27 protein-coding genes and 2 other annotated features are annotated in these 25,029 nt (G+C 47.6%); of the genes, 24 read left to right on the top strand and 3 right to left on the bottom strand.

The features are described from left to right. Positions 1–33: 33 nt before the first annotated feature. Complete coding sequence (gene ysxE, locus G9F50_RS07790; RefSeq protein WP_012118110.1) at positions 34–1,056, top strand: spore coat protein YsxE; 1,023 nt, start codon at positions 34–36, stop codon at positions 1,054–1,056. A 14-nt stretch (positions 1,057–1,070) separates the two neighbouring features. Here the strand turns inward: ysxE and G9F50_RS07785 are convergent, their stop codons facing one another. Next, positions 1,071–1,262, bottom strand: a complete 192-nt coding sequence (locus G9F50_RS07785) for a hypothetical protein (RefSeq protein WP_003152639.1) — start codon at positions 1,260–1,262, stop codon at positions 1,071–1,073. Positions 1,263–1,434: 172 nt separating this feature from the next. Continuing rightward, positions 1,435–1,656: a binding site (T-box leader), on the top strand. Between the two features lie 58 nt (positions 1,657–1,714). On the opposite strand from G9F50_RS07785, the gene G9F50_RS07780 reads away from it, so the two are divergent. From G9F50_RS07780 to pheA, 20 genes are all read left to right on the top strand, one after another. Beyond that, positions 1,715–4,357, top strand: a complete 2,643-nt coding sequence (locus G9F50_RS07780) for a valine--tRNA ligase (protein WP_020956152.1) — start codon at positions 1,715–1,717, stop codon at positions 4,355–4,357. A gap of 58 nt (positions 4,358–4,415) precedes the next feature. After that, positions 4,416–5,708 (top strand): bifunctional folylpolyglutamate synthase/dihydrofolate synthase, encoded by a 1,293-nt coding sequence (locus G9F50_RS07775; protein ID WP_060562684.1) that lies wholly within the window; start codon positions 4,416–4,418, stop codon positions 5,706–5,708. A gap of 139 nt (positions 5,709–5,847) precedes the next feature. Beyond that, positions 5,848–6,600, top strand: coding sequence for a prepilin peptidase (locus tag G9F50_RS07770; RefSeq protein WP_060562683.1), 753 nt, complete (start codon positions 5,848–5,850; stop codon positions 6,598–6,600). A 126-nt stretch (positions 6,601–6,726) separates the two neighbouring features. After that, positions 6,727–7,719: an SPOR domain-containing protein gene (locus tag G9F50_RS07765; protein ID WP_060562682.1), complete on the top strand. Its 993-nt coding sequence runs from the start codon at positions 6,727–6,729 to the stop codon at positions 7,717–7,719. Positions 7,720–7,859: 140 nt separating this feature from the next. After that, entirely contained in the window at positions 7,860–8,429 is a 570-nt protein-coding gene (locus G9F50_RS07760) for a Maf family protein (RefSeq protein ID WP_007408164.1), read from the top strand. A 31-nt stretch (positions 8,430–8,460) separates the two neighbouring features. Beyond that, positions 8,461–9,156: a RadC family protein gene (gene radC, locus G9F50_RS07755; RefSeq protein ID WP_007408165.1), complete on the top strand. Its 696-nt coding sequence runs from the start codon at positions 8,461–8,463 to the stop codon at positions 9,154–9,156. A 91-nt stretch (positions 9,157–9,247) separates the two neighbouring features. Then, a complete protein-coding gene (mreB, locus tag G9F50_RS07750; RefSeq protein WP_003152647.1) occupies positions 9,248–10,261 on the top strand; it encodes a cell shape-determining protein MreB in 1,014 nt (337 codons plus the stop codon). 30 nt (positions 10,262–10,291) lie between these two features. Then, positions 10,292–11,155 (top strand): rod shape-determining protein MreC, encoded by an 864-nt coding sequence (mreC, locus tag G9F50_RS07745; RefSeq protein ID WP_007408166.1) that lies wholly within the window; start codon positions 10,292–10,294, stop codon positions 11,153–11,155. Next, on the top strand, positions 11,152–11,670 hold the full coding sequence (mreD, locus tag G9F50_RS07740; RefSeq protein ID WP_003152650.1) for a rod shape-determining protein MreD: 519 nt from the start codon (positions 11,152–11,154) through the stop codon (positions 11,668–11,670). The genes mreC and mreD overlap by 4 nt, the downstream gene beginning before the upstream one ends. 53 nt (positions 11,671–11,723) lie before the next feature. Next, on the top strand, positions 11,724–12,404 hold the full coding sequence (gene minC / locus G9F50_RS07735) for a septum site-determining protein MinC (protein WP_003152653.1): 681 nt from the start codon (positions 11,724–11,726) through the stop codon (positions 12,402–12,404). 2 nt (positions 12,405–12,406) lie between these two features. Next, entirely contained in the window at positions 12,407–13,210 is an 804-nt protein-coding gene (gene minD, locus G9F50_RS07730; RefSeq protein ID WP_003152655.1) for a septum site-determining protein MinD, read from the top strand. Positions 13,211–13,337: 127 nt separating this feature from the next. After that, the gene (locus G9F50_RS07725) at positions 13,338–14,141 is read left to right on the top strand and encodes a M23 family metallopeptidase (protein WP_060562681.1); all 804 of its coding nucleotides are present in this window, start codon (positions 13,338–13,340) and stop codon (positions 14,139–14,141) included. Further along, entirely contained in the window at positions 14,134–15,000 is an 867-nt protein-coding gene (locus tag G9F50_RS07720; RefSeq protein ID WP_003152659.1) for a M50 family metallopeptidase, read from the top strand. Before G9F50_RS07725 ends, G9F50_RS07720 begins: the two co-directional genes overlap by 8 nt. A 58-nt stretch (positions 15,001–15,058) precedes the next feature. Then, positions 15,059–15,132: a sequence feature (ribosomal protein L21 leader region), on the top strand. 13 nt (positions 15,133–15,145) lie between these two features. Next, positions 15,146–15,454 carry a 50S ribosomal protein L21 gene (gene rplU / locus G9F50_RS07715; protein WP_003152660.1) on the top strand — a complete coding sequence of 103 codons (309 nt, stop codon included), beginning with the start codon at positions 15,146–15,148 and terminating at the stop codon, positions 15,452–15,454. Positions 15,455–15,456: 2 nt separating this feature from the next. Continuing rightward, positions 15,457–15,798 (top strand): ribosomal-processing cysteine protease Prp, encoded by a 342-nt coding sequence (locus tag G9F50_RS07710; RefSeq protein WP_060562680.1) that lies wholly within the window; start codon positions 15,457–15,459, stop codon positions 15,796–15,798. 12 nt (positions 15,799–15,810) lie between these two features. Beyond that, the gene (gene rpmA, locus G9F50_RS07705; RefSeq protein ID WP_003152662.1) at positions 15,811–16,095 is read left to right on the top strand and encodes a 50S ribosomal protein L27; all 285 of its coding nucleotides are present in this window, start codon (positions 15,811–15,813) and stop codon (positions 16,093–16,095) included. A gap of 317 nt (positions 16,096–16,412) precedes the next feature. Next, positions 16,413–16,991, top strand: a complete 579-nt coding sequence (locus G9F50_RS07700) for a sporulation initiation phosphotransferase B (RefSeq protein ID WP_003152664.1) — start codon at positions 16,413–16,415, stop codon at positions 16,989–16,991. 31 nt (positions 16,992–17,022) lie between these two features. Beyond that, on the top strand, positions 17,023–18,309 hold the full coding sequence (gene obgE, locus G9F50_RS07695; protein ID WP_003152665.1) for a GTPase ObgE: 1,287 nt from the start codon (positions 17,023–17,025) through the stop codon (positions 18,307–18,309). A 53-nt stretch (positions 18,310–18,362) separates the two neighbouring features. After that, the gene (thrR, locus tag G9F50_RS07690) at positions 18,363–18,806 is read left to right on the top strand and encodes a transcriptional regulator ThrR (protein ID WP_007408173.1); all 444 of its coding nucleotides are present in this window, start codon (positions 18,363–18,365) and stop codon (positions 18,804–18,806) included. Positions 18,807–18,819: 13 nt separating this feature from the next. Continuing rightward, positions 18,820–19,677, top strand: a complete 858-nt coding sequence (pheA, locus tag G9F50_RS07685; RefSeq protein WP_003152668.1) for a prephenate dehydratase — start codon at positions 18,820–18,822, stop codon at positions 19,675–19,677. Positions 19,678–19,703: 26 nt separating this feature from the next. Here the strand turns inward: pheA and G9F50_RS07680 are convergent, their stop codons facing one another. After that, entirely contained in the window at positions 19,704–20,246 is a 543-nt protein-coding gene (locus G9F50_RS07680) for a transcription repressor NadR (protein WP_060562679.1), read from the bottom strand. Further along, positions 20,243–21,394, bottom strand: coding sequence for an IscS subfamily cysteine desulfurase (locus tag G9F50_RS07675; RefSeq protein ID WP_060562678.1), 1,152 nt, complete (start codon positions 21,392–21,394; stop codon positions 20,243–20,245). Before G9F50_RS07675 ends, G9F50_RS07680 begins: the two co-directional genes overlap by 4 nt. Before the next feature lie 105 nt (positions 21,395–21,499). Here G9F50_RS07675 and nadB point away from each other — a divergent pair, with 105 nt between their 5' ends. The 3 genes from nadB to nadA are packed head-to-tail and all read left to right on the top strand — an operon-like array spanning position 21,500 to position 25,000. Then, positions 21,500–23,065 (top strand): L-aspartate oxidase, encoded by a 1,566-nt coding sequence (nadB, locus tag G9F50_RS07670; RefSeq protein ID WP_060562677.1) that lies wholly within the window; start codon positions 21,500–21,502, stop codon positions 23,063–23,065. Further along, on the top strand, positions 23,047–23,895 hold the full coding sequence (gene nadC, locus G9F50_RS07665; protein ID WP_060562676.1) for a carboxylating nicotinate-nucleotide diphosphorylase: 849 nt from the start codon (positions 23,047–23,049) through the stop codon (positions 23,893–23,895). The genes nadB and nadC overlap by 19 nt, the downstream gene beginning before the upstream one ends. A 1-nt stretch (position 23,896) precedes the next feature. Next, complete coding sequence (gene nadA / locus G9F50_RS07660) at positions 23,897–25,000, top strand: quinolinate synthase NadA (protein ID WP_025649684.1); 1,104 nt, start codon at positions 23,897–23,899, stop codon at positions 24,998–25,000. Positions 25,001–25,029: the final 29 nt, after the last annotated feature.

Here is a 25,029-nt window from a genome sequence, read left to right as displayed (position 1 = left end):
GCACAAAGAGGCCGTAAAAATGTGGTGAATGGAATGGAAGCAGTCCAATCAGTGCTTCAGGAATACGGGCTGGCGGCTGAGTATATTGAGCCTGTCAGCCCGCATGTTTGGAAGGTCTACTCAAACTACGGCATTTTTGCTTTGAAACAGCTCAAGCCGGCCCGCAGCAGTGAATTTACGGATCTTATGATTGAGATTGAGGAGAAAGGCTACCGATCATTTGTGCCGATCTGCCGCACGTATGCCGGCGATTTTTTTGCGGGAAGACAGACGGAGAATTCTTATTATTTAATGCCTTGGCTTCAGTACGATCAGGAAGAGGAACGGGATCAAAAACATGTTTACCTTTTTAAAGAGGTCGCGAAGCTCCATTCTGCGACTGTGCGGGACATCCAAATCCGGACTGAAGATATCAGCGGCTTTTATGAAGCAACGAAAAGAGATTGGGAAAATGATAAGCTTGTCTATGAACAATTCGCCGACCGGGCGGAAAAAGAGTGGTATCTTTCACCTTTTGAACTGCAGGCTGTTACGTATCTTACAGAAACGGTTTCTGCCGTCAATTTTGCTCTGGAACGTCTGGAAGAATGGTTTGACGCGGCAAAGGATCATGACAAGACGAGAGCGGTGATCAACCACGGCAGCTTATCGAGCCGCCACTTTCTGTATAATGATGCGGGATCGGGCTTTTTCACGAATTTCGAGAAAGCTGCGCTGGGCCCTCCGCAAAACGACCTGCTCGGCTTTTACTCCAGAATGTTCAGAAGCTATCCGAAAGCATGCCCGGAGTGTCTGGACTGGTTTTATACGTATCACAAATCATTCCCGCTCCGTGAAGCGGAAATCAGTCTGTTTCTCAGCTATATGGCTTATCCGTCCGCCATGTACAAAGTGCTGAAACGGTATCAGACCGGCCAAAGGGGCTCTGAAAAAGAAGAGTGCACGCAATTATTAAGAGCGTTTTGGCAGATGAAAAATGTTGAGCCTTTTCTCATGAAGGTTCATCAGATTGAGCGGGAGAAAAAAATAAAAGCGGAAAACGAGTCCTCTTCATAACGGGACTCGTTTTTTTATATCCATTCCAAATGCAGGGCGCACGCTAAAAACAGCAGGATGGCAAGCAGCAGGACATCAAAAGTCGTCGGAAAGAAAATCGTCCTGATCCCCTGAAAGATCGTAATCGGGATAATGACTTGCACGGATACAAGGCGGACCTGTCTGGCCCACTGGGGGAGCGAATAAGAATTGAATTTTTTTCTCACGGGCAATTCCTCCTCACATTCGCCTTTCTATTTATCGTATGTAAGGGAAAGGGCGGGGTGCATGCCCATTTATGTATGACGGCAGCGGTTTTTGGAAAAGATGATTGACGAATCAAAAACACTTTTACTATAATAAAGAACATAATAAATAAGATCATGAGCTGATATAAATACACCTGCTTTGAACGGGAAGAGTACAAGAAAGACGCATGAAGAGAGAGAAGCTACTGTGCTGAAAGGCTTCTTATGCTGTCTCATTGGAAGGTCGCCCGGGAGCATAATTTCTTGAACATACAGTAGAGAAATTCGGGCCGCACCCGTTATCCGTTTAAGTGCATGAACAAATCTGTTCATGAAAAAAGGTGGTACCGCGAAAGAGCTTTTCGTCCTTTATCAGGATGAAGGCTCTTTTTTAGTTGCTCAGCCATTTCTAAACATGCTGGAGGGTTATCATGGATACAAATGAACAAACAATGCCGACAAAATATGATCCGTCTGCGATTGAAAAAGGCCGCTATGATTTTTGGCTGAAAGGAAAATATTTTGAAGCGGGCGGCGATCAAACGAAACAGCCATATTCTGTCGTTATTCCGCCGCCGAACGTGACGGGCAGGCTGCACCTCGGACATGCGTGGGATACGACGCTGCAAGATATCGTTACGCGTATGAAACGCATGCAGGGCTATGACGTGCTCTGGCTTCCGGGCATGGACCACGCCGGCATCGCCACTCAGGCAAAAGTCGAAGCGAAACTCCGCGAACAGGGCACGAGCCGTTATGACCTCGGCCGTGAAAAGTTTTTGGAAGAAACATGGAAGTGGAAAGAAGAGTATGCTGATTTCATCCGCAGCCAATGGGCCAAGATGGGACTCGGACTCGATTATTCGCGCGAACGTTTTACTCTTGATGAAGGGCTGAACAAAGCCGTGCGGGAAGTATTCGTCAAGCTGTACAAAAAAGGCTTGATTTACAGAGGCGAATATATCATCAACTGGGACCCTGCCACAAAAACGGCTTTATCCGATATTGAAGTAATTTACAAAGACGTACAGGGCGCGTTTTATCATTTGCGCTATCCGTTAGCAGACGGTTCAGGCTCAATTGAAATCGCGACCACCCGCCCGGAAACGATGCTTGGCGACACGGCTGTCGCGGTTCATCCTGAAGATGAGCGCTACAAGCACTTAATCGGCAAAACGGTGATTCTGCCGATTACAAACCGTGAAATTCCGATTGTCGGCGATGATTATGTTGATATGGAATTCGGATCAGGCGCCGTTAAAATCACGCCTGCCCATGACCCGAATGACTTTGAACTCGGAAACCGGCACAATTTAGAGCGGATTCTCGTCATGAATGAAGACGGAACAATGAATGAAAAAGCGCTGCAATATAACGGCATGGACCGCTTTGAATGCCGCAAAAAACTCGTCAAAGATCTTCAGGAATCCGGCGTTCTCTTTAAAATCGAAGACCATATGCATTCTGTCGGACATAGTGAGAGAAGCGGCGCCGTTGTTGAGCCGTACCTGTCCACACAATGGTTTGTCAAAATGCAGCCGCTGGCCGATGCTGCGGTTGACCTTCAGTCAAAAGAAGAGAAAGTTCACTTCGTTCCTGACCGGTTCGAGAAAACGTACCTGCACTGGATGGAAAATATCCGTGATTGGTGTATTTCCCGTCAGCTGTGGTGGGGCCACCGCATCCCGGCTTGGTATCATAAAGAAACAAAAGAAGTGTACGTCGGCCTTGAGGCGCCTGAGGACAGTGAAAATTGGGAACAGGATTCAGACGTGCTTGATACATGGTTCAGCTCCGCGCTTTGGCCGTTTTCTACAATGGGCTGGCCTGATGAAAACGCTGAAGACTTTAAGCGGTATTACTCAACCGATGTTCTTGTAACGGGATATGACATCATTTTCTTCTGGGTATCCCGGATGATTTTCCAAGGTCTTGAGTTTACCGGCGAGCGTCCGTTCAAAGACGTGCTGATTCACGGCTTAATCCGTGACGAGCAGGGCAGAAAAATGAGTAAATCCCTTGGGAACGGGGTGGACCCGATGGATGTCATCGACAAGTACGGAGCGGATTCACTGCGCTATTTCCTGGCAACCGGAAGTTCACCGGGACAGGATCTCCGTTTCAGCTATGAAAAAGTGGAATCCACATGGAACTTCGCAAATAAAATTTGGAACGCCTCCCGTTTTGCATTAATGAACATGGACGGCATGACGTATGACGAGCTTGATCTGTCCGGTGAAAAATCAGTTGCTGATAAGTGGATCCTCACAAGACTGAATGAAACGATAGAAGACGTAACACAGCTTGCGGATCGTTATGAATTCGGTGAAGTCGGACGCCACCTGTACAACTTTATCTGGGACGATGTGTGCGACTGGTATATCGAAATGGCGAAGCTTCCGCTGTACGGGGAAGATGAAGCGGCGAAGAAAACAACCCGTTCTGTTCTGGCATACGTGCTTGACCAGACGATGCGTCTTCTTCACCCGTTTATGCCATTCTTAACGGAAGAAATCTGGCAGCACCTTCCTCATGAAGGCGAGTCAATCACGATCAGCTCTTGGCCGGTTCCGGTGCCGGAGCATACGGATAAAGAGGCAGCGGCGGATATGAAACTGCTCGTTGAATTAATCCGTTCTGTCCGCAATATCCGGAGCGAAGTCAACACGCCGATGAGCAAGCAGGTTGAGCTTTATATTAAAACAGCTACCGAAGACATTGCCGGCCGCCTTGAGAAGAACCGTTCTTACGTTGAACGCTTTACGAATCCGAGCACGCTGAAAATCGGGACGGATATCACTGCGGCAGACAAAGCGATGACAGCGGTCGTCACCGGAGCGGAAGTCATTCTGCCGCTTGAAGGGCTGATTAACATTGATGAGGAGATCGCCCGTCTGCAAAAAGAATTCGACAAGCTGACAAAAGAGGTCGAACGCGTTCAGAAAAAACTCGGCAACGAAGGATTCATTAAAAAAGCTCCTGAGCATGTCATTGAAGAAGAACGCGGAAAAGAGAAAGACTACACGGCAAAACGCGAAGCTGTCCGGCAGCGGATTGCAGAGCTGAAAGGCTGATAAAACAGCGGGGCGGTTTCCTAAGAAACCGCCTTGTCGTATAAAAGAGGGGATTTCATTGTTTAATACGTACAAAGAAGCGATCAGCTGGATTCATGGCAGACTCAAGTTCGGCGTTAAGCCGGGCCTTCTCCGTATGGAAAAGCTGATGGAAAAACTGGAACACCCGGAAAAGAACATTCGCGCCATTCATGTGGCGGGCACAAACGGCAAAGGATCAACCGTCGCTTTTATCCGTTCCGTGCTTCAAGAAGCCGGTTATAAAGTCGGCACGTTCACATCGCCTTACATCATTACGTTTAATGAGCGTATCAGCGTCAACGGCACGCCGATTTCTGATGAGGAATGGAGAACGCTCGTTAATGACATAAAACCGATAGTCGATGAGCTTGATAAGACCGATGCCGGAACGGTGACAGAATTTGAAATCATTACAGCGTGTGCATTTTTATATTTTGCGAAGCGGGCTGATATCGATTTTGTCATTTTTGAAGCGGGGCTCGGCGGCACATTTGATTCAACCAATATTGTGAATCCGCTCCTGTCGGTCATTACAAGTATCGGACATGACCATATGGCGATTTTAGGCAATACCATCGAGGAGATCGCCGGGCAGAAAGCCGGTATCATTAAAAATTCCATTCCGGTCATTACGGGCGTCAATCAGCCGGAAGCACTCGGCGTTATTGAAGCGGAAGCCGAAAAAAAGCAGGCTCCGTATCAGTCACTATATAAAACGTGCAGACTGTTTAATGAAGCGGCGCTTCCGTCCGGTGAAAGCTTTTCGCTGGAAACGGAAACGAAATGCTATGAAAACATTCAAACGTCGCTGCTCGGCATTCACCAAAGGCAGAATGCGGCATTGGCGATATTGGCCGCTGAATGGATGAATCGTCTGGAAGCCGCAGCCATTTCTGAAGAAGCGATGCGAAACGGCCTGAAAAAAGCATCGTGGCCGGGCCGGTTTGAACGTCTTCAAAGCCGCCCTTTAGTGTTTGCGGACGGCGCACATAACGAAGAAGGCGTTGACACACTGACAGAAACGATCAGGCAGCGCTTTGCCGATAAAAACGTCCATGTCGTATTCAGCGCATTAAAAGACAAACCGTATCAGGAAATGATTAAAAAGCTTGAAGCCGAAGCGGACTCCATTCACTTTGTATCATTTGACTTTCCGCGTGCTTCAAGCGCCGAAGCCCTTTACAATGCAAGCAGTCTTGCGGCTAAGAGCTTCGATGAGAACCCGGACAGTGTGAAAGAATGGATAGAACAAAAAGACGGGGCGGATGATGTCATCATCATTACCGGCTCCTTATATTTTATTTCAGAAATGAGAAAGCGGCTTATCTGACAGCCCCTCGGATGCCCGGCGGACCATTTTACGGTTTTGCCGGGTGTTTTTATGCTGAAAATATATTTTCAGCCATTTCAGCCAAGGTGTTTTTCTTTGCTATAATCTGAGCCAGATTGATAGTAAAGGTGTGGTCTGAGTGCTTTTGATTCTGTTTTTTCTCGGTTTGATTTTCGGTTCTTTTTTTTATACAGCAGCGTGCCGTATCCCGTTTCGAATCTCGGTTATTTCGCCGCGTTCAGCCTGTTCGTTTTGCCGCTTGCCGCTCTCCTGGGGGGAGCTTGTGCCCGTCGTTTCCTATATTCTGCAAAGAGGCAGATGCAGAAACTGCCGTGCAAAGCTGTCGGTTATGTATCCGGCGGCGGAATGCTGGACGGCATGTTTATTCACGGCTGCAGGCATTCATTTCGGTTTCTCAAAAGAACTGTTAGTCGCGCTGTTATTTCTGTCTCTGCTCATGATTGTTACTATGACGGATCTGCAATATATGCTGATTCCTGACAAGGTTCTGCTGTTTTTTCTTCCGCTTTTTATCGCCGGCCGTATGTTTTCTCCGCTGGATTCATGGTATGCAGGGTTTGCCGGAGCCGTTTGCGGATTTTTTCTGCTTGTTTTTATCATGTTTGTCAGTAAAGGAGGCATCGGCGCAGGTGATGTGAAACTGTTTGGGGTGATCGGCCTGACGCTCGGCGTGAAGCTCGTGCTCATTGCATTCTTTCTTTCCGTTATGATCGGAGCCGTATACGGTATGTGCGCCGCAGCCCGGGGCAGGCTTGGTAAAAAGCAGCCATTTCCGTTTGCGCCGGCCATCTCAGCCGGGAGCGCTTTGAGTTATTTATACGGTGAAGAGCTGTTTTCGTTTTACATCAAGCTCGCTTCAGGCGGGGCTTGAAAAATTTGGCGAACGTTTTTTGGACAAGACGACAAAAGTCTTGTTCTTTTTTTTTTCGCCTATGCTAAAGTGTGAACCATGATCAGTTCAAGGTACGGCCAAGACGAATGCAAGGGGGAAGAGACGTTGAAAAAAAGGAAGAGCAAAAAGCACAGCAACGCAAAAAACAATGCCCTTAAAGTAACCATTAACGGACAAGAAGAAACGATGTATGGACAAGAAGATGTGAAAGAAGGCGGGGAGAAAACCGTCACATTTTCAAATTGGGAAGAAACAAAAAAGGCGGAGCAGGAGACCGCTGCATCCCATGAAGATCCGAAAGAAGAAGATTTCAATTGGGATCATGAGAAGAATTCTGAGGTATTTGAAGATGACCCGAAAGTCGTTCAGAAGAAAAAAAACGGCCCTCATTTTCCGAAAAAAAAGCAGCCGTCTTCTCCAGTTAAAAAAGCGGTTACGACAATTGCCGTTGCGGCTGTTTTAGGCACCGGGCTCGGCCTTGTCGCCTTAAATATGTCGGGAAGTAAAGAAGCCTCCGCTCCAGCATCAGCTGACAAAGGTTCACAAGGGCAGACGGCGAAAGCGGGAGATGTTTCTAAAGACAAATCTGAAACAGCCGGCACAGGAGATGCGGAATCTTCAGAGGGAAACTATAAAACATATGCGGTGCAGGCCGGAAAATTTTCATCAGAAAAAGGAGCGCAAACCCTTGTTGACCAGCTGACTGAAAAAGGATACTCGGCCGTCTCTCTGGCTAAAGAAGACGGATACACATACGTGATCGCCGGGCTTGCAGCGGAAAAAAGCCTATCACAGCAATTGGGTCAGACACTGATAGACCATGATTTTGAGGCTTGGGGCGGAAAAGAGCTCAGCTTTGCGGTCGATTCAGGGCTGAAAGATTCTTTTAAACAAGCATCTGAGCTCTCCGCCAAAGCGATTACCGGCAAAGATCTTTCAAAAACGGAAGTGGCTGAAGCGGCAAAAGCGGCAGACGGTGCAGACGCCGCTGACAAAAAGCAGAAAGAGGCCGTGCTTCAAGCGCTGAAAGAACTGGAAACGTCGGGTTCAGAATCCGGCTGGAAAGCCCAAAAAGAGCTTTTAAGTGTTGTAAAATAGTATCTCATTTCCCGTCATCCGGCGGGATTTTTTATTTTGTCATCAAAAAGTTATTTTTCTGAAATTGTGGTTGCCCGTTTGATTTGGTAGGATAGACAAGTATCTTTTTTTCTTAAGCAAACCCTGAAAGGATGACAATCATGACAAAACGCTTAATACTCGCATCACAATCTCCGCGAAGAAAAGAACTCCTTACTCTTCTTCAGATTCCTTACAGCATTATTGCAAGCCGCACAGAAGAAAAATTAAATCGAAACCTTTCGCCGGAAGAAAACGTCCAATGTTTGGCCGAGCAAAAAGCCGGAGCTGTATTGGCCGAAAATCCCGATGCAGTCGTTATCGGGGCTGACACGATGGTGTGCATAGACGGCGAGTGCCTCGGCAAACCGCATGACAGAGAAGAAGCGGCACACATGCTGCGGAGGCTTTCCGGCCGAAGCCATCAAGTCATTACGGCGGTCAGCATTCAGACGCATGACCGGAAAGAAACGTTCTGTGACACGACGGAAGTGACGTTTTGGCCGCTCAGTGAAGACGACATACAGCTCTACATTGAAACAAAAGAACCGATGGATAAAGCAGGTGCATACGGCATCCAAGGAAAAGGCGCGCTTTTAGTGAAAAAAATAGACGGTGATTTTTATTCTGTCGTCGGGCTTCCTGTCGCTAAAACAATGAGAGCCTTGAAAGAATTTAATATAAAAGCTTGATGTTCAAACCGGGAAGGGGAACAAGGAGGGGTTGATCATCCGTGATCTGCCGTTAAAATTAAGAGATTTCCCCGAAAAAGAAAAACCGAGAGAGCGGCTTCTGCACTTCGGAGCCGAACATCTGTCTAACAATGAATTGCTCGCCATCCTGCTGCGGACGGGAACGAAACATGAGTCCGTCATGAACCTCGCTCACCGGCTGCTGCGGACGTTTGACGGGCTGCGACTGTTAAAAGGCGCCTCTGCCCAGGAGCTTTCCAGCATTCCGGGAATCGGCACGGTGAAAGCCGTTCAGATTCTTGCCGCAATTGAGCTGGGGAGCCGCATTCATAAGACATCCGCCGGGGAGCATTGCGTCATCCGCTCTCCGGAAGACGGAGCGAAGTATGTGATGGAGGATATGCGCTTTTTATCCCAGGAGCATTTTGTCTGTTTATATTTAAATACCAAAAATCAAGTCATTCATAAACGCACCGTTTTTATCGGAAGTCTGAATTCATCTATTGTCCACCCGCGGGAGGTGTTTAAAGAAGCTTTCAAACGATCCGCCGCGTCCTTCATTTGTGTTCACAATCATCCTTCAGGAGATCCTACACCGAGCAGGGAAGATATAGAGGTAACCAGGCGGCTTTTTGAGTGCGGAAATTTAATCGGCATCGAGCTGCTGGATCATTTGGTCATTGGTGACAAAAAATTTGTGAGTTTAAAGGAAAAAGGATATTTGTAACACTTTTTTTTTCGTTGATTTAAGATATAATAGATTTTATGAGTTTTTCCCTTTAGGGTATTTTTGCTTTAAGAAAGGAAGATACATACATATGTTCGGAATTGGTACAAGAGACCTTGGTATAGATTTGGGAACCGCGAATACGCTTGTGTTTGTTAAAGGAAAAGGAATCGTAGTGAGAGAGCCGTCTGTCGTTGCTCTGCAAACGGATACGAAGTCCATCGTTGCGGTCGGTAACGATGCGAAAAACATGATCGGAAGAACTCCGGGCAACGTGGTTGCGCTCCGTCCGATGAAAGACGGCGTTATCGCTGACTATGAAACAACTGCGACAATGATGAAATACTACATTAATCAGGCTGTGAAAAATAAAGGATTGTTTGCGAGAAAGCCTTACGTTATGGTGTGTGTGCCGTCAGGTATTACGGCCGTTGAAGAACGGGCGGTCATCGACGCGACAAGACAAGCGGGCGCACGTGACGCTTATCCGATTGAAGAACCGTTTGCAGCAGCAATCGGCGCGAATCTTCCGGTATGGGAGCCGACGGGCAGCATGGTCGTTGATATCGGCGGCGGAACAACTGAAGTGGCGATCATTTCTTTAGGCGGCATTGTCACGTCTCAGTCAATCCGCGTAGCCGGTGACGAAATGGACGACTCAATCATCAGCTATATCAGAAAAACATATAATCTGATGATCGGTGACCGTACGGCGGAAGCTATTAAAATGGAGATCGGTTCAGCAGAAACCGGTGAAGAAAATGCGTCAATGGAAATCCGCGGCCGCGATCTTCTGACAGGTCTGCCGAAAACGATCGAAATCACGGGAACGGAAATTGCAAATGCACTGCGTGATACAGTTCTCTCAATCGTTGACGCGGTGAAGAGCACGCTTGAAAAAACACCGCCTGAGCTGGCCGCTGATATTATGGACAGAGGTATTGTATTAACAGGGGGAGGCGCCCTGCTCCGCAATCTCGACAAAGTCATCAGCGACGAAACGAAAATGCCTGTTCTTATCGCTGAAGATCCGCTGGATTGTGTTGCGATCGGCACTGGAAAAGCACTGGAGCACATCCATCTTTTCAAAGGAAAAACAAGATAATCAGGAGTTAAATAGAAGAGGTGTATCACGATGCCGAACAAACGGTTAATGCTATTACTTCTGTGTATTATCATATTGGTGGCTATGATTGGATTCTCGCTGAAGAACGGCCGTAATACCACCTGGCCTGAAAAGCTGATCGGTGATACGACGGGAGTATTTCAAAACATTTTTCACACGCCTGCCGAATATTTTGCAGGGTTCTTCGGGGACATAAAAGACCTGAAAAACACGTACAAGGAAAACGAACGCTTAAGACAAAAGCTGGACGGACAGACACAATATGAAGCGAAGCTCCAAGAACTCAAAGATGAAAACAAGAAGCTGCGTGATGAACTCGGGCATGTCAAATCAATTTCCGACTATGATCCGATTTTAGCAACCGTTATCGCCAGAAACCCTGATCAATGGTACAAGCAGATCATGATCAATAAGGGAACGAAGCAGAAAGTGGCCAAAGACATGGCTGTCACGAACGAAAAGGGTGCGCTGGTCGGGAAGATCAAAAGCAGCGGACTCAACAGTTTCACATCCGCCGTTCAGCTGCTGAGCGATGTTGACCGCAATAACAGAGTGGCCACCAAAATCTCCGGCAAAAAGGGAAGCAAAGGCTACGGTTTAATTGAAGGGTATGATAAAAAGAAACAGACCCTGAAAATGACCATCCTTGAACCGGATGAAAAACGTGAAGTGAAAAAAGGCGACCTCGTGGAGACCTCCGGAACGGGCGGCGTATTTCCTCAAGGGCTGACGGTCGGCGAAGTGACCGATGTAGAATCAGATGCTTACGGCCTGACGAAAATCGCTTACGTGAAACCGGCTGCCGACTTGTACGATCTTGACCATGTCATCGTCGTGAACCGAAGCGTAGCAACAGGGGAGGAAGGATCGTGAAACGTTTCCTTCTCCCTTTGATTATGATTTTGGTCTTTTGTGCGGAAAGCATCTATACCGATCTGGTGCGTTTTCCTTTCGTTTCCGTCGAGCAGCAGGTCGTTCCGCATTTTCTTTTGCTTGCGCTGATTTTTATGTCGGCTTATATCAACCAAAAGCATGCGGTGATCTACGGTTTCATTTTCGGATTTCTTTATGACATCAATTATACGGGTGTTTTAGGCGTTTATATGTTTGGTTTTGCCGGATTATGCTATCTGGCGGCCAAAGCGTTTAAAGTGCTGCAGACAAACGCCCTGATGGTTATTCTGGTCGCGGTGCTGAGCGTATGTGTGCTTGAATTTTACGTCTACGGCATTCAGACGTTAATCCGCAGCGGCACTATGACGTTTAACGATTTTGTCATTCAGCGGTTCTTGCCGACCGCTTTGCTGAATATCGCGGGAGCCGTTATATTAGTCCTGCCCTTCAGGCTGTTTTATATAAGTCTGAAGAAAGAATTAAGAGATGAGTAAAAAGGATTTTATCTTTTTTTGACGAAAAGAGTATGTTGTTGAGGTGAACATTGATGAAGACCAAAAAGCAGCAATATGTAACAATAAAAGGAACAAAAAACGGCTTAACATTGCATCTGGATGATGCGTGTTCTTTTGATGAGCTTCTCGATGGTCTTCAAAACATGCTGTCGATTGAACAATATACTGATGGCAAAGGCCAAAAAATCAGTGTTCATATTAAACTCGGGCATCGGTATCTGTATCAGGAACAGGCAGAGCAGCTGACTGATCTGATCGCGTCAAAGAAAGATTTAGTCGTGCATTCAATTGACAGTGAAGTCATCGCCAAAGAAGAAGCGCAGCGGATGAAAGAGGAGCAGGAAATTGTTTCGGTTTCCAAAATCGTCCGTTCGGGCCAGGTGCTTCACGTGACGGGAGATTTGCTTTTAATCGGAGATGTGAATCCCGGCGGTACGATCAGAGCCGGAGGAAATATATTTGTTCTCGGTTCATTAAAAGGGATTGCCCACGCGGGTTATAACGGAAATAACCGGGCTGTGATCGCCGCATCCGAAATGATGCCGACACAATTGAGGATCAATCACGTGTTAAATCGCTCCCCAGACCACATTCAAAAAGGGAACGACATGGAATGTGCTTATTTAGATACTGACGGAAATATGGTCATTGAACGCCTTCAGCAATTGGCTCATTTAAGACCTGATCTAACAAGGCTTGAGGGAGGAATGTGAAATTGGGTGAGGCTATCGTAATAACTTCGGGAAAAGGCGGAGTAGGTAAAACAACAACATCTGCAAACCTCGGTACCGCCTTAGCCATTTTAGGGAAGCGCGTCTGTTTGGTAGACACAGATATCGGACTGCGCAACCTTGATGTCGTAATGGGTCTTGAAAACAGAATTATTTACGACTTAGTAGATGTAATTGAAGGCAGATGCAAGACGCATCAGGCGCTTGTCAAAGACAAACGTTTTGATGATCTGCTTCATTTAATGCCGGCTGCCCAGACAAGCGACAAGACGGCTGTTGTCCCTGAGCAGATCAAATCGCTTGTGCAGGAGCTTAAGCAGGAATTTGATTATGTCATTATTGATTGTCCGGCCGGAATTGAACAAGGCTATAAAAATGCCGTCTCCGGAGCTGATAAGGCGATTGTTGTGACGACGCCGGAAATATCAGCGGTGCGGGACGCTGACCGCATTATCGGACTTTTGGAGCAGGAAGATATCGAACCGCCGCGCCTTATCGTGAACCGCATCAGAAATCACCTGGTGAAAAACGGTGACACGATGGATGTGGATGAAGTTGTTCATCATCTGTCTATTGATCTCCTCGGAATCGTTGCTGACGATGATGAAGTGATCAGGGCTTCAAATATCGGCGAACCGATTGCCATGAATTCCAAAAACCGCGCCAGCATTGCGTACCGCAATATCGCCCGGCGCATTTTAGGAGAATCCGTTCCTTTGCAGGTGCTTGAAGAGCAGCAAAAAGGGATGATGGCGAAAATCAAGTCATTTTTCGGCGTGCGTTCATAATATATACCAGAATACAAAGATCTGATGAAGCCCAGCTTATCAGGTCTTTTTTGTTTTTTAAGAGCGCATATTTGCAATGGACAAGACATAGGATGTACAAACCCAACGATTGCAAAGGATGATGGCGATGAGTCACAGAGCTGATGAAATTAGAAAAAGACTGGCCAAAAGAAGAAAACAGCGGCCTGAATCAAAACGGACTTTCGTTCAAAACGCTCAAATGCAGAATTTTCCCGCGTGGCAGACGGTCAAGGAGCAGGAAAAGCACAAGCTTCTTCCGGACTACGAATATCAAACGGAACACCCGCCCGAATTTAACGGGCGGCATCCATTGATCAGCGCTCATTCTATTATTTTAAAATGCCTGCTGGCCGCCTGTCTCGTACTGATCTCCGCTATTGCCTATAAAACTGACAAACAGCCGCTGAGTCAGATCAAACCGGCGATCGCACAAACCTTTCAAAAAGAATTTCAGTTTGCTGCCGTAAGCAATTGGTTCGTATCTTCCTTCGGAAACCCGCTCGCTTTTCTTACGCCGGGAACGAAAAAGAAGGACGGTCAGGTGGCGGTCAGTCAGGATATGGCCGTTCCTGCCGCGGGGAAAATCCAGCAGGACTTTCAAAATAACGGAGAGGGCGTCGTCGTCGAAACCGCCAGTGAAGCCATTGACAGCGTAAAAGAAGGCTACATTATGGAAGTGAGCAAAGATAAAAAAACAGGGCTGACGGTGAAGGTGCAGCACGCCGACAATACAAGCAGCATTTACGGCCGGCTAAAAGATGTTAACGTTTCATTGTACGACTTTGTCGATAAAGGGAAAAAGATCGGTTCGATCAAGCTTAACGATAAAAGTAAAGGCCAGTACTATTTCGCGATCCAGGATGGCGATAAATTCATAGATCCGATCCAGGTGATCACTTTTGATGAATAAATGGCTCATCCTCCTTTTTAAAATTCATGTCCATCCTTTTCTTTGGATTATTATGGGGCTCGGTCTTATGACGGGGCACATCAAAGCGCTGCTGTGTCTTTTGCTGGTCGTATCCGTTCATGAGCTGGGGCATGCTGCTCTGGCTGTGTTTTTTTCGTGGCGCATTAAACGCATCTTTCTGCTCCCTTTCGGCGGGACGGTTGAGGTGGAGGAGCACGGAAACCGGCCGCTAAAAGAGGAATTCGCGGTCATTTTGGCGGGCCCGCTTCAGCATGTGTGGCTTCAGGCGGCAGCCTGGCTCTTTTTCATGTCAGGCTTTGCAAGTGAGCAGACATTTGAGATGTTTACCTTTTATAATCTCTCCATTCTTTTCATCAATCTTTTGCCGATCTGGCCGCTTGACGGCGGCAAGTTCGTGTTTTTATACTTCTCTAAACAAATGGCTTTTCAAAAAGCGCATCTCCTCAGCCTGCAGACATCGGCCGTTTCCGCTCTTTTGCTCTGCTGCTGGATTGTGCTGGCCGTCCCCCTTCAGGTCAGCGCATGGGTGCTGTTCGTCTTTCTCGCCGCTTCTTTATGGGATGAATACCGGAAGCGGCATTATATTCAGCTGAGGTTTCTTTTGGAGAGATACTACGGCAAAAACCGCGATGTCGCCATGCTGCATCCTTTGACGGTCGCGGCCGATGCCAAAGTAAAGCATGTCATGGCCGAATTCAAACGGGGATGCAAGCACCCCATTATCATTGAAAAAGCCGGAGAAAAGCTCAGCCAGCTCGATGAAAATGAAGTGCTTCATGCGTATTTTGCCGATAAACGGACAGATTCCTCTATGGAAGACCTGCTGCTGCCTTACTAGAAATAGATTGACATATCCTTTTGGTTCTGATATATTTTTTAATGTTATGGATGTAGCACCAATGCTACAACCGCTCGGGACAGGTGATAAGAGCTTTAAAGCCCCCTGTTGCTGGCGAGTCTTAGTCTAATAGGAGGTGCAGAGAATGTACGCAATCATTAAAACAGGCGGAAAACAAATCAAAGTTGAAGAAGGTCAAACTGTTTACATCGAAAAACTTGCTGCTGAAGCAGGTGAAACAGTGACGTTTGAAGACGTATTGTTTGTTGGCGGAGACAGCGTGAAAGTCGGCAACCCAACAGTTGCAGGCGCGACAGTTACAGCTAAAGTTGAAAAACAAGGCCGTGCGAAAAAAATCACTGTTTTCCGTTACAAGCCAAAGAAAAATGTTCATAAAAAACAAGGTCATCGTCAGCCTTATACTAAATTGACAATCGAAAAAATCAACGCGTAAGCATGATTGAGGCAACAATTCGAAGATCCCGGGATGACGGGGGCATTTTGTCCTTTGAAATGACGGGACATGCCGATTTTGCTGAACATGGACGAGATCTCGTTTGCGCCGGGGTCACGGCTGTCGTTTTCGGAGCGGTCAATGCGGTTATCGCGCTGGCTCCTCTCGAACCGATTCTTGATATAGGCGAGGACGGGGGTTATTTCTACTTTGAATTCCCTGAAGCCGCTGATCAGGAAGCTTTGCAAAAAGCGCAGCTGCTGATTGAAGGCATGATTGTTTCTCTTGAAACGATCGAGCGGGATTACAGTGAACACTTACGGTTGAGTGCAAACCAAATATAGGAGGTGAGTTACATGCTTAGATTAGATCTTCAGTTTTTCGCTTCTAAAAAAGGTGTAGGTTCTACAAAGAACGGACGTGACTCTGAATCTAAACGTTTAGGCGCTAAACGTGCAGACGGTCAATTCGTAACAGGCGGATCTATCCTTTACCGTCAACGCGGAACGAAAATCTACCCAGGTGAAAACGTGGGCCGCGGAGGAGATGACACTCTTTTTGCTAAAATCGACGGAACTGTTAAATTCGAACGTTTCGGCCGTGACCGCAAAAAAGTGAGCGTATATCCTGTAGCTCAATAATGACACAAAAAACTCCGGTCGTTGACTGGAGTTTTTTTTGCAGTAAGCGGAGTAACATCAAGAATGAAAAGCAGAGGATGCGTGAGTGAACCCCGCCTTGAATGAGGACATCAGCTTCTCATACCCACTGGATATGTTCCCCAAGCAGTGATACCAAAAATGTTTCTGCCTGGCATCCGCATTGTATGCGATCCGAAAAAGGAACATGATGAACCAGGAAAAACAAGTGTTTTTTTAACAAAGCCTTCTCTGTTATAATTCATAGTACACACTTATCAAGACTCCTAAAAAGAAATTAAACGATTGGGAGTGCGAAAATGAAGGATGTATCGAAGAAACAAGAAGAACCTGTAAGCGATGCGGCTCTGATCAATGAACTGATCCAATTAATGGGCCATTTCCGTCATGATTGGATGAATAAGCTGCAGCTGATAAAAGGAAACTTAAGTTTGCAGAAGTATGACAGGGTCGTTGAAATAATCGACGAAATGGTCATAGATGCAAAACACGAGTCAAAGCTCTCAAACCTGAAAACCCCGCACTTGGCGTTTGACTTTCTGACATTTAATTGGAAGTCCCGTTATATGAGGCTCGAATACGAAGTGCTCGGAGAAATTAAAGATTTATCGGCATATGATCAAAAGCTGTCGAACCTGATGAGAAAACTGTTTCATCTGTTCGGTCTGGCGGTAAGCAATGAAAGTGAAAATCATCTGACCGTATCGCTGCAGACAGATCACCCTGACAGACAGCTTATTGTATATCTCGATTTTCATGGAACGATTGCAAATGCAGATGTGTTTGATGAATTTCGCAAATCGCGGTATGAGGACTTTGATGTCATGCAATTTGAGCTGACCGGCCATGAATGTGTGGCCGAAATTGGAATGAACTAGCGGTTTTTTACGGTTTAGAACGGAGGATATTATGTTTGTAGATCAGGTGAAAGTATATGTAAAAGGCGGCGACGGCGGTAACGGAATGGTTGCGTTCCGCCGTGAAAAATATGTGCCGAAAGGCGGGCCTGCCGGCGGTGACGGAGGTAATGGAGGCGACGTCGTTTTTGAGGTTGATGAAGGACTGCGCACGCTTATGGACTTCCGGTACCAGCGCCATTTCAAAGCGATACGCGGCGAGCACGGCATGTCTAAAAACCAGCACGGCAGAAATGCGGACGATATGGTTGTTAAAGTTCCGCCCGGCACAGTCGTAACGGATGACGATACAAAACAGGTCATTGCCGATCTGACAGAGCACGGGCAGCGCGCCGTCATCGCAAAAGGCGGACGCGGCGGACGCGGAAATACCCGCTTTGCGACCCCGGCCAACCCGGCACCGCAGCTGTCAGAGCACGGAGAGCCCGGAAAAGAGCGCTATATCGTGCTTGAACTGAAAGTGCTTGCAGACGTAGGTCTCGTCGGCTTCCCGAGCGTCGGAAAATCTACGCTTCTGTCTGTCGTTTCATCGGCAAAGCCGAAAATCGCCGATTATCATTTTACGACGCTTGTTCCGAATCTGGGCATGGTGGAAACGGATGACGGAAGAAGCTTCGTCATGGCGGATCTGCCCGGTTTGATTGAAGGAGCGCACGAAGGAGTCGGCTTAGGCCACCAATTTCTCCGCCATATCGAACGGACGCGCGTCATCGTTCACGTTATTGACATGTCAGCGATGGAAGGCCGTGATCCGTATGAGGATTATGTGACCATTAATCAGGAGCTCAGTGAATATAATCTGCGGCTGACGGAGCGTCCGCAAATTATCGTTGCGAATAAAATGGACATGCCCGAAGCGGCTGAAAATCTTAAAGCGTTTAAAGAAAAGCTTCAGGATGACCATCCTGTCTTCCCGATCAGCGCGGTGACGAGAGAAGGGCTCCGCGATCTTCTGTTTGAAGTCGCCAACCAGCTGGAAACAACGCCTGAATTCCCGCTGTATGATGAAGAAGAACTGGCGGAAAACCGCGTAATGTACACGATGGAAGATGAAGAAATTCCATTTGACATTACCCGTGATCCGGACGGCGCGTTTGTGCTTTCAGGTGACAGTCTGGAACGTCTCTTTAAAATGACTGACTTCTCCCGTGACGAATCCGTCAAGCGTTTTGCAAGACAGATGCGCGGTATGGGCGTTGATGAAGCGCTCAGAGAACGCGGTGCTAAAGACGGCGATATCATCCGGCTGCTGGAATTTGAATTTGAATTTATTGATTAAAAAGACGGAGAGCTTGCAATGCAGGCTCTCTGATGTAAAAGGGAGGGGTGCAGGTGAAAGAAGAGACATTTTATTTAGTGCGTGAAGACGTTCTGCCTGATGCGATGCGGAAAACCCTTGAAGTCAAAAAACTGCTGGACAGAAAAAAGGCTGAATCGGTAGCAGATGCCGTGCAGAAAGTTGATTTAAGCAGAAGCGCTTTTTATAAATACCGAGATGCGGTTTTCCCTTTTTACACGATGGTTAAAGAACAAATAATCACACTTTTCTTTCATTTGGAGGATCGGTCAGGCGCGTTATCCCAGCTTTTGCAGGCGGTGGCTGACTCAGGAAGCAACGTGCTTTCCATTCACCAGACGATTCCGCTTCAGGGCAGGGCGAATGTCACGCTCTCAATCAGTACGTCCGCAATGGAAGAAAACATTCATACGTTAATGAATAAACTGAGAAAATTTGATTTTATAGAAAAAGTTGAGATCTTAGGGTCAGGCGCGTAAGGAGAGAAGAGACATGAAAGTCGGTTATTTAGGGCCAGAAGCCACATTTACACATCTAGCAGTCAGTTCCTGCTTTCAAAACAGCGTGACACAAGCACCTTATCAAACAATACCGGCATGCATGGATGCGGCGGTTGCGGGAGAAGTTGATCTTGCATTTGTTCCTTTGGAAAACGCGCTGGAGGGCTCGGTTAACTTAACGATTGACTACTTGATTCATGAGCAGCCTCTTGCGATCGTGGGGGAAATGACGCTGCCAATTCACCAGCATCTGCTCGTTCACCCTTCGAGAGAAAATGAGTGGAAAAAGCTTGAGAAAATTTATTCTCATTCCCATGCGATTGCGCAATGCCACAAATTTCTTCACCGGCATTTTTCGTCCGTTCCTTATGAGTATGCGAAGTCAACAGGTGCGGCTGCCAAGTATGTCAGTGAGCATTCGGACCTTCCGATCGGCGTGATTGCAAATGAAATGGCGGCCGCTACATACGGATTGAGCATCGTGAAGCGGGATATTCAGGATTATCAGGACAACCACACGAGATTTGTCATTCTTTCGCCTGAAAAAGACGTCTCATTCGAAGTGAATGCGAAACTGTCTTCACGGCCGAAAACGACGATGATGGTAACGCTTCCCCAAGATGACCAATCAGGCGCGCTGCACAGGGTGCTGTCCGCTTTTTCATGGAGAAACCTGAATTTATCAAAGATTGAATCGCGCCCGACAAAAACGGGTCTCGGCAACTATTTCTTTATTATTGATATTGAACAGGCGATGGATCAGGTTCTCATTCCCGGTGCCGTTCAAGAGATGGAAGCCCTCGGCTGCCGGGTCAAGCTTCTGGGAACATATCAATCCTATTCGATATAAAAAAAGCCCTTCAGGGGGCTTTTTTTTTAATCTTTTATTAAAATACCCGCGTCGTCCAGCGCTTGGCAGGCTTGGTCAATCCGCTCTTCTGTCGGGGCGCTTAACGTATGGAGATGCACGCCTCCGGTCAGCTGTGAAAGGTAAGCGGCATTTGTCGAGTTAATGTGATCCATGAATTGTTTGACTTCTTTCCGTGTGCTGACTCTTATGGCGGCGGTTAAATCGCCGTATACGGGGTGTTCAATAATGACGTCCTTTATGGTGACGCCTTCATCGACAATGAGTTCAAGCTCTTCTTCCGTCCGCTCCGGGCCGTGCAGGCAGGCGATAATCCGTTCGGCGTTTTTTTCGCCGCCGGCATTCATGCTGATGTATAAATAGCCTTGGCTCGTCGCGATAATCGGTTCGCTTTTTGCTTTCAAGAGCGATATGTCCTGCACGATCACCTGTCTTGAAACATTTGCTTTTTTGGCCAATTCGCCTCCTGTTAATGGCGAGCCGGCTTCTTTCAGCCAATGAAGCAGCATGTCGCGTCTTTTCGCCCCAGTAAGCTTCGTTCCTTCTGTCAAATTGCTGATTCTCCTTTCTTTTGCTCCCATAGCGCCGTAAATGTATGTATCAGCATATCGAGCTGTTCACATGTTGTTTCGTTTCCGAATGAGATCCGGAAAAACTGCCGCGCTTCCCGTTCGGTTTTTCTCAGCGCCTTCATAGCTGAAGAAGGGCCGTGGCTGCCGGCGGAACATGCGCTCCCGGTTGAGATGCAAATATCGTTACGATTACATTCTAACATAATATATTGTCCTTCAAAGGAGGGAAAAAAACACCCGACAATGTGGGGCAGGCATTCACCGTCGGTTTCTTCCTCTGAAAATGAAATGGGGAGGCCTTGACGCCGAATTTGGTCATACAAATAATTCCTCAGCCTGTCAGCATGCTCACGGTGTTCCTCCATATGTTTCACTGCGTACTCTGCAGCAGCGGTAAAAGCGCCGATGGCCGGCACATTCACCGTACCGGGCCTGAACCCGTTTTCATGCACGGTATGCGGATAAACCGGATTCCAGCTGACACCGGGCCGAATGTAAACAGCCCCGGTGCCTTTCGGGCCGTATACTTTATGACCGGAGACGGAAAGGGCGTCGATTCCCGCCTGATCCGCATCAATCGGCAGTTTGCCGAAACTTTGAACACAATCGCAATGCAGCAAAATGTTTCTCTGGTGAAGAAAAGCGGCCAGACGATTCACAGGCTGGATGAGGCCGGTTTCTGAATTGGCGTGCTGTATGGATACGAGCCCCGTGTCAGGACGGATATGAGCCGCCAGTATGTCCTCGGTTATAAGGCCGTTTTCGTCGGGATATATGATGGTGACATCAATTCCCCGGTCAGCTAAAAACGCCGCGGCATTATGGATCGAGTGGTGTTCCATTGCGGTCGTAATAAAATGTTTTTTGTGGTCGGGCAGACCGTGCAGCAACGATTGGACGGCCAAGATGTTCGCTTCCGTTCCGCCGCTTGTAAAGTAAATGCCGTCTGCCGCTCCGCCGATCAATTTTCCTGCAGAATGTCTGCAATATTCCAGCACGTCCGCCGCTCTTCCTCCGGCGTCATGAAGGCTGCTTGCATTGCCGTATACCTCTGTGCTGAGATGCTGAAAGACTTTCGCGGCTTCTTTGCTTAAAGGCGTTCCCGCCGCGTAATCAAGATAAATCATACAGCCCGTCTCCTATCCGTTTATGTTAAAAAAAGCTTGAGTTTATTTTATCGTTGTGTAAATATAGGTGTCAAGACAGGTGTAAATATAACAGGAGGGTGATGTATGTCTGAAAAAACAATTATCGTCATTGGTTCGGGGACGGCGGCCCTTGCCTGTGCTTCCTCATTTCCTCCGTCATACCAAGTAACCGTCATCACAAAGAGAAACGTAACGAACAGCAATTCGCATTATGCTCAAGGCGGGATTGCTGTTTCATACGCAAAAGATGACTCGATAGAATCCCATGTGAACGATACACTGTATGCGGGATGCGGACACAATGACGTGACAGCCGTGCGGCATTTGCTGCAAAGCGGACAGAGCATGATAAAGAGGCTGATAGAAGGCCATTTCCCTTTTGATACGAAGTCGGACGGAACGTTTTGTCTCGGCAGGGAAGGCGCTCATTCCAAAAGGAGGATTCTGCACGCCGGGGGAGATGCGACCGGACGGATGCTGGTTGAGTTTCTGGTTCGGCAGCTGAGGGACGGCATTCGGATCATTGAACACGAGACGGTTGTCGATCTGCTGATTGAACAAGGGCGATGCGCAGGCGTTGCCGTAAAGGATGCTTCAGGCGCCGTTTCTTACAGAAGGGCGGATTGTGTAGTGCTTGCTTCAGGCGGCTGCGGCAGTCTGTACCAATATCACACAAATGATTCCGCCATAACGGGAGACGGCATCGCTCTTGCCTTCCGTGCGGGAGCTGAGATCACGGATATGGAGTTCACCCAGTTCCACCCGACCCTCCTTGTGAAAAACGGGACTGTGTACGGTCTGATTTCTGAAGCAGTGAGAGGAGAAGGCGGATATTTAGCGGATCGCTTCGGGCGCAGGATCATGGCTGACAGACACGCGCTTGAAGATTTGGCGCCCCGGGATGTGGTTTCACGGGCGATTTATGAAGAAATGATGAAAGAAAATCCTGTTTTTATAAATTGCAGCCGAATAGCCGATTTTAACAAACGTTTTCCGACCATAACAGAAATTTGTCAAACAGCCGGCGTTGATCTTGAAAGCGGGATCCCCATAGCACCCGGAATGCATTTTTTAATGGGCGGAGTAAAAGCCGATACATGGGGGAAAACGTCCGTGCCTGATTTGTACGCTATAGGCGAGACCGCCTGCACAGGCTTGCACGGGGCGAACCGCCTTGCGAGCAACTCACTGCTGGAAGCGCTGGCAAGCGGGCAACGATGTGCTGAACATATCATTCAAACACCGTTAAACGGAAGATATAAAAAAACCCCGAAGAAAACTGATGTCATCTTACAAGTGCCGGACACAACGCTTCATGTGCTTCAAGCCAAAATGACAACCGGAGCGGGTATCGTCAGGGAAAAAGAAAACCTGCAGGCGCTGGCATCCTGGCTTAACAACGTATCTGTGCGTCATATAAATGTGAAGGATATCACAATGGAACAAGCCGAGCTATCCTGCCTATGGAAGACTGCGCAACTTGTTGTCACCTCAGCCCTTATTCGGGAAGAAAGCAGAGGCGCTCATTTTCGCACTGATTTTCCCGGGACGGAGAAAGAGTGGCACGGAAAACAAATCATTCATTCAACATCTGGAACAGTTATCAGAAAAAACGAAAGGATTGGGGAACTATGGACATTCTGCAGCTGAAACAAATGCTGACTCATTTTTTTCAGGAAGATATCGGAACGGGTGATGCGACGTCACAAGCGATTTTTTCTGATCAGCAATGTAAAGCGCGAATCATCGCAAAAACAGACGGCGTGTTTGCCGGAGAAGCCGTTATCCGTGAAGGATGGAAGCTTTTACACGATGATATCCGCATCCGCTCCCTGAAAAAAGACGGAGAACGGATGAAAAAAGGAGACGTGCTCGCGAAAATGGAAGGCCAGGCGGCGGCACTTCTTACGGGGGAGCGGGTCATTCTGAATCTCATACAAAGAATGTCAGGCATTGCGACAATGACGGATGAGGCCAAAAGGCGTCTTGATGATCCGACTATCAAGCTTTGTGATACGAGAAAAACGACACCCGGGCTCAGAATGCTGGAAAAATACGCCGTTCGGGTCGGAGGCGGCTTTAATCATCGTTTCGGCTTATATGACGGCATCATGATAAAAGATAATCATATTGCCGCCTGCGGATCGATAAGGGCGGCCATGGAGCGGGCAAGAAAAACGGCGGGGCAGATGCTTGCGGTGGAAGTCGAAATCGAATCCGAACAGCAGCTGCTCGAGGCAATAGAAGCGGGTGCAGACGTTATTATGTTTGACAACTGTCCGCCTGAGTCCGTCCGGCGTTTTGCAGGCATGACACCGGGCCATATCAAAACGGAAGCATCCGGAGGCATAACGCTCGGCACGTTGCCCGCTTATAAAGGAACGGGGGTCCAATATATTTCACTCGGATTTCTGACTCATTCAGTAAAAAGCGCCGACATCAGCATGGATGTTGAGGCAGCGGAACAGGGGGATTTTTAAGATGTCTATTTTTGACGTGCTAACTGCATCAGCCGAAATGATGCCGAGCCATTATAAAGACATGAGCACAGGAGAAATGGAAAAGCGGGTCGCCGCCATTAAACGGGCTTTCGGAAAGCGCCTGTTCATTCCGGGGCATCACTATCAAAAAGACGAAGTGATACAATTCGCCGATACGGCAGGTGACTCCCTGCAGCTTGCTCAAGTGGCAGAAAAAAATAAAGAGGCGGAATATATTGTGTTTTGCGGCGTGCATTTTATGGCGGAAACCGCTGATATGCTGACTGATGATAACCAAACCGTCATTTTGCCCGACATGCGCGCCGGATGCTCGATGGCTGATATGGCAGATATTCAGCAGACGGACAAAGCATGGCAAGAGCTTCAAGAACTGTACGGTAACACCATCATTCCGTTAACATATGTTAACTCGACGGCGGAAATTAAAGCATTCGTCGGACGGCACGGAGGAGCGACCGTCACCTCTTCGAATGCCCGGAGTGTGCTGAAATGGGCTTTTAAACAAAAAGAGAGAATTTTATTTTTGCCGGATCAGCATTTAGGCAGAAATACGGCCTATGACCTCGGCATTCCGCTGACAGAAATGGCTGTATGGGACCCGGGACAGAACCGATTGCTTACTGACCATCCGGAAAACATTAAGGTTATCCTTTGGAAAGGGCATTGCTCCGTACACGAAAAGTTTACAGCGGAAAATATTTCTCAGCTGCGGCAGCGGGATTCCGGCATCCGCATTATCGTTCATCCGGAATGTTCGCGGGAAGTGGTCTCGCTCAGTGACGACAGCGGGTCTACCAAATACATTATTGATACGATCGAACAGGCTGAACCGGGAAGCAAATGGGCGATCGGCACGGAAATGAATCTTGTCCAGCGCCTTATTCACTCGCATCCGGATAAACAGATTGAATCATTGAATCCCGATATGTGTCCGTGTCTGACTATGAACAGAATCGACCTGCCGCATTTATTGTGGTCGCTTGAGCAGCTTGAAAAAGGCGAGCCGAAGGGTGTCATTAAAGTTCCGGAAGCGGTTCGGACAGAAGCGCTTCGTGCTTTGAACAGAATGCTGAGTCATACGTAATTATAAAAAATTCCCCTCCTTCCCAAATT

This window comes from Bacillus sp. EKM206B (genome assembly GCF_011066015.1).
In the GTDB taxonomy this organism is placed as follows: Bacteria; Bacillota; Bacilli; order Bacillales; family Bacillaceae; genus Bacillus; species Bacillus velezensis.
Note: the sequence above shows the minus strand (reverse complement) of the source record. Positions and strands in the feature narration are given on the sequence as shown.